This window comes from Streptomyces sp. ISL-87 (assembly GCF_018614095.1).
GTDB lineage: Bacteria > Actinomycetota > Actinomycetes > Streptomycetales > Streptomycetaceae > Streptomyces.
On the sequence record NZ_JAGGOY010000041.1, the window covers coordinates 44,645 to 52,743 of the forward strand.

The 8,099-nt window shown below is 73.3% G+C and carries 4 protein-coding genes; all 4 read right to left on the reverse strand.

Annotated features, from left to right (window positions below; genetic code table 11):
• Positions 1-102: 102 nt before the first annotated feature.
• The gene (locus J7I97_RS15950) at positions 103-2,073 is read right to left on the reverse strand and encodes an ATP-dependent DNA helicase (RefSeq protein ID WP_214935368.1); all 1,971 of its coding nucleotides are present in this window, start codon (positions 2,071-2,073) and stop codon (positions 103-105) included.
• Between the two features lie 52 nt (positions 2,074-2,125).
• Positions 2,126-3,988: an IucA/IucC family siderophore biosynthesis protein gene (locus J7I97_RS15955; protein WP_214935370.1), complete on the reverse strand. Its 1,863-nt coding sequence runs from the start codon at positions 3,986-3,988 to the stop codon at positions 2,126-2,128.
• A gap of 168 nt (positions 3,989-4,156) precedes the next feature.
• Positions 4,157-4,795, reverse strand: a complete 639-nt coding sequence (locus J7I97_RS15960; RefSeq protein WP_214935372.1) for a GNAT family N-acetyltransferase — start codon at positions 4,793-4,795, stop codon at positions 4,157-4,159.
• Positions 4,796-4,826: 31 nt separating this feature from the next.
• Entirely contained in the window at positions 4,827-6,764 is a 1,938-nt protein-coding gene (locus tag J7I97_RS15965; protein WP_374195477.1) for an IucA/IucC family siderophore biosynthesis protein, read from the reverse strand.
• Positions 6,765-8,099 lie beyond the last annotated feature (1,335 nt).

Consider the following 8,099-nt stretch of genomic DNA (forward strand, 5'->3'; position numbering starts at 1 on the left):
TAGCCAGCTCCGGGACCTACTGCGCCGGTCCCGGAGCTGTCCCCTTTGTGGTGGCTGGCCTCCGGACACCATTGGCCGCCCCTGTCTGCACGTCGGCAGGGGCTATTTGCCGTCCGCCTGCGCGGCGGCGTCGATGGCTGCCAGGGAGCGGCGTACCTGGTTACGGTCCGTGGTGTACCAGAAGTCCGGCAGGGTGGCCCGCAGGAAGCTCCCGTACCGGGCCGTGGCCAGCCGGGGGTCGAGCACCGCGACGACGCCCCGGTCGCCGCTGGCCCGTACGAGCCGGCCCGCGCCCTGGGCCATCAGGAGCGCCGCGTGCGTGGCCGCGACGGCCATGAAGCCGTTGCCGCCGTGCTCCTCGACCGACTTCTGGCGGGCGCTCATCAGCGGGTCGTCGGGGCGCGGGAACGGGATTCGGTCCATGATCACGAGCTGGCAGCTCGGCCCCGGCACGTCCACGCCCTGCCAGAGCGAGAGCGTCCCGAACAGGCAGGTCTTCGGATCCGCGGCGAAGGCCTTGATCAGCTCGCCCAGCGTCTCCTCGCCCTGGAGCAGGATCGGGTTGTCGAGCCGGCCTCGCAGTTCCTCGGCCGCAGCCTTGGCCCCGCGCATGGAGGAGAAGAGCCCGAGGGTGCGGCCGCCGGCCGCCTCGATCAGCTCGGCGAGCTCGTCCATCATGTCCCCGCGCGTGCCCTCCCGTCCGGGGGTGGCCAGGTGCTTGGCGACGTACAGGATGCCCTGCTTGGGATAGTCGAACGGGGAGCCGACATCCAGGCCCTTCCAGGCCGGCACGTCGTCCCCCTCGACCCCCTCGGGGGACAGTCCCAGCGAGGCCGCGACCCCGTTGAAATCGCCGCCAAGCTTGAGCGTCGCGGAGGTGAGGACCACCGAGCGTTCCTCGAACAGCTTCTCGCGCAGCAGCCCGGACACCGACAGCGGGGCGACCCGGAGGGTGGCGCCGAAGCGGTCGTGGCGCTCGTACCAGACGACGTCGTACTCGGAGCCGTTGACGATCCGCTCCGCCACGCCGTGGATGCTCTCCACCGCGGCGAGGGCCTGCTTGCGGACCGCGTCCTCGTCGTGGACGGACTTGTCGCGGGTGGCGCCGATCGCCGAGATCACGTTGCGCGCGGCGTCCCGCAGGGACATCAGGGCGTACCCGAGGTCCTCGGGAAGTTCCTCCAGCCGGCCGGGAAGCGCCAGCTCCATGACCCGCTCGAACGACTCGGAGGCAGTCTGCAGGGAGTCCGCCGTCTTCTCGTCGACCAGCTTCGCCGACCGCTTCACGGCCCGGTTGACCTGCCCCGGGGTGAGCTCGCCGGTGGCGACGCCGGTCACCCGGGAGACCAGCTCGTGCGCCTCGTCGACGATCAGCACTTCGTGCTGCGGGAGCACCGGGGCGCCCTCGATGGCGTCGATGGCGAGCAGGGCGTGGTTGGTGACGACGACGTCCGCGAGCTTGGCCCGCTCCCGGGCGGCCTCCGCGAAGCACTCGGCCCCGTAGGCGCATTTCGTCGCGCCCAGGCATTCGCGGGAGGAGACCGAGATCTGCGCCCACGCCTTGTCGGAGACGCCGGGGGTCAGGTCGTCGCGGTCCCCGGTCTCCGTCTCGTCCGCCCAGTCGCGCAGGCGCAGCAGATCCTTGCCGAGCTTGCTGGTGGGGGTGGCCGCCTCGAACTGGTCGAAGAGGCCCTCCTCCTCGTCCTGCGGGGCGCCCTCGTGCAGGCGGTGCAGGCACAGGTAGTTGGAACGGCCCTTGAGCATGGCGAACTGCGGGCGGCGGCGCAGCTGCGGATGCAGCGCCTCCACCGTGCGCGGCAGGTCACGCTCGACGAGCTGCCGCTGGAGGGCCAGGGTCGCGGTGGCCACGACCACGCGCTCGCCGTGCGCGAGGGCCGGCACCAGGTAGCCGAGGGACTTTCCGGTGCCGGTGCCTGCCTGGATCAGCCGGTGGGAGTTGTCGTCGATCGCTTCCGCGACGGCTTCGGCCATGGCTACCTGGCCGGGCCGCTCCGTGCCGCCGACGGCGGAGACGGCGGCGTGCAGCAGGTCGGGGAGGGAGGGCTTCGTCATAGCACTGCCAACCCTACGGGGCCGCACCGACAGCGGCCGCATCGGTGAGCCGTCACGGCTCGTGCAGGGGGTTGGGCACGGTGCCGTGGGTGACGGCGTGCGGGCGGTCCGGGCGATCTCGGTAGCCGTCCTTGTGGAGCCGGTTCCGGTTCAGGCAGAGCCGGTCGATCCGCTCGGTGAGCAGGTCGAAGAGCTCGTAGCGGTCCTTGAGCTCCGGGAAGAGCGCCTGGTGGCGGAGGATCTCCGCCCGAACGAGGGACCAGAAATCACTCTCGGGGACACCGAGGCGGTCCTCGCACAGTGCGGAGAGGTAGCGGAAGACGCCGATGAACAGTCCGGAGTGGATGAACTGGGTGAGGAAGGCTGGCGGCTCGGTGAGCAGGGCCGCGCGTACCTCGTCGGGCATGGAATCGTGCTCGGGCAGCGGTTCACGGCTGATGTTGATGTCGTCGACGAAGTCCTTGACCGCGAGCCGGACGGGGACGTCGTGCTCGTCGAAGATCACGATGACGTTCTCGCCGTGCGGGGAGAAGACGGTGCCGTAGCGGTAGAGGAAGCGGAGGAGAGGGGGCAGCAGGGCGGCGAAGAGCCGCTGCAACCAGACGGCGGGGGCGAGTCCGGACCGGGCGACGAGTTCGGCGGTGAAGGAGCGGCCGCGCGGGTCGGTGTGGAGGAGCGAAGCGAGGGTGCGGGCACGCTCGCCGGGGGCCAGGCAGCCGGTCAGGGGCTCGCGCCAGATCGCACCGAGGAGCTCCTTGTACTGGTACGGGACCTCGGGGAGCGCGTCGTAGACGGGGTGGCGGACGGTGACGGAGGCGACCTCGCCCAGCAGGACGACCCCGCATTCGTCGTGCAGGAAGGGGTCGGCGTCGCGGAGGGAGTGGATCCAGGCGGTGACGGCGGGGGCGGCCAGGGCGAGGTCGGAGGGCAGGCCGCGCCAGACCATGGTGTTGAAGACGGAGAGCGGCAGCTTGACGCTGTGCCGGTCGGGGCGGGTGAGGTTGAGGAAGGTACGGATCGACTGCTGGGGCAGGCGTACGTCGGGATCGGCGGGCAGCGGGACGAGGGCGCCGGAGGCGAGGGCCGACGAGAAGAGGGGGAGCACGACCTCGTCCCACTGCCAGGGGTGGACTGGGAAGTAGAGGTAGCCGCGCGGGTCGAGGCCGCGATCGCGCAGGGCCTGCTCGAAGGCGGCCCTGGTGACGGGGTCGAGCTCGGCGGAGTAGAGGTGTGCCGGGTCCTCGAGGCCGACGGTGCCGCGGTAGGCGGCGAGGGAGGTGTGGGCGGCGAGCCAGGGCAGCCGCTGGCGGGCGCGGGCCTCGGGTGCCCAGGCGGCGGTGTCGGCGGCGGACAGTCCGATGCGGCCCTTGTTCAGGACGAGCCAGGGGTGGCCGGTCTGGTGGCCTTCGAGGTCGGCGTAGTCGAGGTCGGCGAGGACGTCGGCGGTGAGTGCGGTGTGGGCGATGCGGGCGTCGGCGGCGAGGGTGGCGCTCAGCTCGCGGACCAGGTGGCCGAGGGTCGCGCCGTCGAGGCCGAGCAGGGTCCGGGCGCGGATCAGGAACGCGTACGGGTCCCCGAAGGCGGTCGTGGTGTCCGTCGAGGGCGGCGCCGGAGTCAGGGTGATGGTGTCGGGGGTCACCTGCCAACTGCCGTACGAGCGGCGGCGGGCCCGGAAGCCGAGGCTGCTGCCGTCATCGAGGGTGAGCGACCAGGCGTCGCCGGCCGCGGCCGGGGCCGGGGCCGGGACGGGGCTGATGATCTCCTCGTAGGCGAACTCGCCGAGCATTTTGGCGAGCAGGGTGCGGGTGGCGAAGTCCCAGGTCACAGGGTTGAGTTCGGGCGGGGTACGGGGGTGCTGGGGCGACGGGGGCACATCGGGCTCTGCGGAGTCGGGGGCGGCGGGGAAATTCGGCACGGGGCTCCTCGGGAATCGGGAACTTTGCTGCGCGACGCAGAGTTTTCGAAGTGAGAGGCGCGAAACGAAGTGAAGCGGCGAGACGCGAAGCGAGGCGAAGCGACGTGAAGCGACGTGAGCGAGGCGAAGCGACGTGAGCGAGGGAGATCCGGGACTGCGGGGCGGCACTCAGAGGAGGTTGCGCAGCGCCCGTTCCCGGATCATCAGCGCGGCGCGCTTCTCGGGGAGGTCGATTTCAGTGGAAGAGCGGAAACCGGAGTTCAGAAAGGCTGATACGGAGGGGGTGTTGCGGATGTCCGGTTCGGCGATGACGCGTGTGCAGCGAGGCCGGTTGTCGAATACCAGGTCGGCGACGGCGCGCAACAGTGCGGTGCCCAGGCCGCGGCCGCGGTTCGTGCCGTCTCCGATGAGCAGATGGATACCCGTGTCGTGGGGGCGCGCCGCGTAGTGGCGGGAGAGCGGGTCGAGGTCGGCCCGGTAGATCTCCCAGTAGCTCATCGGCGTGCTGTCGAGGAGGCCGAGGCAGGGGATGCTGCGGCCGTCTCCGTCGAGCTGGGCCCGCAGGTGGGCGGCGGTGACGGAGGCGGGGCCGGCGAGTTCCCAGTACGAGGCCACCGCGGGGTCGTTCATCCAGCCGGTGAGGAGCTCCAAGTCGCGTTCGAGCCGTACGGGTTCGAGGCGGAAGGCTCCTTCCGGGGTGGCGGCGGTCCCCCAGTCCGCCGGGGAGTCGAGGAGGTCCGCCTCGGCGAGCAGGGGCAGCAGCTCGGCGGTGAGGTGCAGTTCGACGGTGTCGTCGGTGGAGGACATCGGGGCTCTTCTCCGCGTCAGTGGTGACGCGTCAATCGTGAAGGGGGTTGGCGATGGTGACGTAGACGGACTGGGTGTCGACGGGGCCGACGAGCTCGTCGAGGCCGCCCAGGCGGGTGAGCAGGTTCGCCTTGCATCGCAGGGTGGGCGAGTCGAGCAACCGCGCGGGCAGCGGGCCGAGGTTCGAGGCCTTGCCGAGGAAGCGGCGGAAGGCGGCGAGGAGCACGCGCTCGTCGGCGAGCCGCTGGGATCCGAAGGCGCCGATGAGGCCGAGGACGTTGTTGATGCCGAGGTAGTAGGCGAAGCGTTCGTCGGTGACGGAGTCGGAGACGAAGGTGTCGCTGGCGCTGCCGATGCCGGGAAGCCGGTGCTCTAGTTCCGCACGGTGGGAGTCGCGGAAGTAGTAGCCCTGGTTGTCGCGGTAGCGGCCGCCGACCGGCCAGCCGGCCCTGTCGAGGAGGACGAGGGTGTTCTGCTGGTGCGCTTCCAGGGCGATCCCGGCGAGCGCGTCGAAGGCGAGGACCGGCAGCACGACGTGATCGAGGTAGCGCAGGAACCACTCGGCGGCGACGGCGGAGAGGGGGCGTCCTGTGGCGGCGGCGAGCCGGGTGACGGTCTCGGCGAGCCGGGAGCGCATCGTGGTCCGGCCGGGCCACGGTCGGGGTGTGGTGAGTGCGGCGATGCAGACGGCGTCGTCGTCGGAGCGGAAGGGGTTGTGGCGCAGCAGGGCGTCGAGTCCTGGGACGGGGGTTCCGTCCGGGGCGTCGACGGCGACCCACGCTGGGTCGCGGACGATGTCGAAGCCGGGGTGGGCCGCCTGCCAGTGCTCGGCGAGGCCGGTGCGAAGCAGCCGGTGCACCTCGACGCCTCGGTGGAGTTCCTTGCGGAGGTTCTCGCGGCGGGAGTTGGTGATGCGCAGGCCCAGGGAGAGCTTGACCATCGCGGGGGCGCCGGGGCGGTGGACCGTGCGGACGGAGGAGGTGGGGTACCAGGGCTCTCCGTACGGGCCCAGGTCGGTGAGGAGTCCTGCGTCGCGGAGCGCGGCGACGGCGGGGCGCTGAAGCAGGTCGCGGGCCTGCCAGGGGTGCAGGGGAAGGGGGGTGGTGCCTTCGGGCAGCGGGAGCCCGGGGGCGAGTCGTGCGAGGAGTTGTGCGGCGGAGACCGGGCGGCCGCGTTCGGTCCAGGCGGAGTCCGTGGCGAGGGCGGCCGGGGCGACAGCGAGCCAGTGGAGCGGGAAGGAGCCGTGGAGCTCGGGTGAGTAGCGGCGCACTTCGGCTTCGGAGAGGCCTTGGCGGCTCTTCGGGTCCGGCTGGAGGGGGTGGCCGAGGAGGAGGGACTGCTCGGAGGTGAGGAAGAGGTCCGCGGCGACGGGGGCGGGCGCGGCGGGGCGTTCGCGCCGGTCGGCGATGAACTCGGCGGTGCAGTGGAGCGAGTCGGCGACCCGGCCGACGAGGTCGGCGCCGCCACGGCCGCCGACGTTGCCCTCGCGGGCGATCAGGGCGGCGAGGGTGACGGCGTCCAGGGCGGGGGCGTTGGCGGGGGCGCCTTCGAGCCGGGGTGGGGAGAAGCGGTGCCAGCCGGCCAGGGACCAGTGCCGGACGGCGACGAGGAGGGCTGAGCCGGATGCGGGGAGGGGGATGCGCAGCAGAGTACCGACGGGCCCGTCGGGCCGGCCGAGACCGGTTTCGCGGACCCAGCACCGCAGCAGGTTCTCCACGGCTGCGGCCTCGGCGGCGATCGCCGGGTCGGGGTGGTCGAGGAGGTCGGGCAGCGCGGCCGGTTCGGGCCCCACGGGTCCCACGCCACCCACCCGGGGTCTGGCCGTGCCGTCCTTCTGCCGCGGCACGATGGCCGCCTGCGCCTGAGCCTCTGCCGGCTCACCCTCGCGGCCCGCCCCGGCAGGCTGCTCCGCCGCCGACCAGGCCGAGGGGTACTGCGGGGCGGGTACGCCATGACCGCGCGCGGGCACCGGACCGCTTTGCGGGGCCGAGCCCGTCGGGTACGGCTCCGGGCCGTCGTGCGGGGCCGAACCCGTCGGGTGCTGCGGGTGCGCGGGTACGTGGCCGGGCTCAGTCTCCGGGCCTTCGTGCGGGGCCGAGTCCCTCGGGTGCTGCGGGCGCGCGGGTACGTGGCCGGACGCAGTCTCCGGATCGTCCTGCGGGGCCGAGCCCGCCGGGTGCTGCGGGCGCGCGGGTCCATGGCCGGGCCCAGTCTCCGGACCGTCCTGCGGGGCCGAGCCCGCCGGGTATCGCGACACGGCGGCGTCGGACGCCGGCAGGGCCGGCACCGGGGGCGGAGTGGCCTTGTACCCCTGCCCTGCGGCCGGGGCCTCCTCCGGCACACCGGCCCGGGCAGAGGAGGGTGACGCCGCCTGGGCGTGCCCGGGGGCGGCCCCGAAGTCGGGAGCCTGACCGGGTGCCCCGGCGGGCGGCGTCGGACCCGGGTCCGCGTGCGCGGAGGGAGTCCCGGCCTGCTGCGGCGCGGCCAGCGGGAGGGGCGAGGAACCCAGGTCACCGGGCGGGGCCTCGGTGGGGCGGGCCAACACGGAAGGGGGGGACGCCGGGAGGCGGTCCGCTGCGGCTGGGGCAGAGCAGGCCGGTGGGGGGAGCAGCATGCCCGAGGTGGAAGGAGGCGACACAGGAAGGAGAGCCGACGCGTCTGCAGCAGACAGGGCCAACGGGTCGTGCGGCGTACCCAAGGTGGAAGACGGCAACGCCGGGAGGGGTACAGCTGCGGCTGCGGCCGACAGGGCCGGTCCCGAGATGCCGGGCGCAGCCGCCGTCGCGCATGCTGACGCGTCAGCAGCCAGGGCCGACGGGCGGGACGGCGGGGCCGAGACCGTAGGCGTCGGGAGAGGGGCCGAGGCGGCTGCGGCCGAAAGGGCTGCCCCCGAGATGTCGGGCGGGGCCGCCGGGAGGGGGGCCGACACCTCCACGGCAGACGGGGCCGCCGGGCGGGACGGCAGGGCCGAGGCGACAGGCGGCAACGTCGGGAGGAGGCCCGCCGCGGCTAGGGCAGACAGGGCCGAGCCCGAGATGTCGGGCGGGGACACCGTGGCCCGGGCCGGCACATCCGCAGAAGCCGACGGGTAGGGCGTCGGGGCCGAGACGCCGGGCGGCGACGGCGGGAGGAAGCCTGCCGTGGCTGTGGGAGACAGGGCCGGGGCCGAGATGTCGGGCGGGGACGCCGTGGCGCGGGGCGACGCGTCCGCAGAAGCCGACAGGTGAGAAGGCGGGGCTGAGGCGGCGGGCGGCGACGGCGGGAGGAGACCTGCCGTGGCTGCGGGAGACAGGGCCGGGGCCGA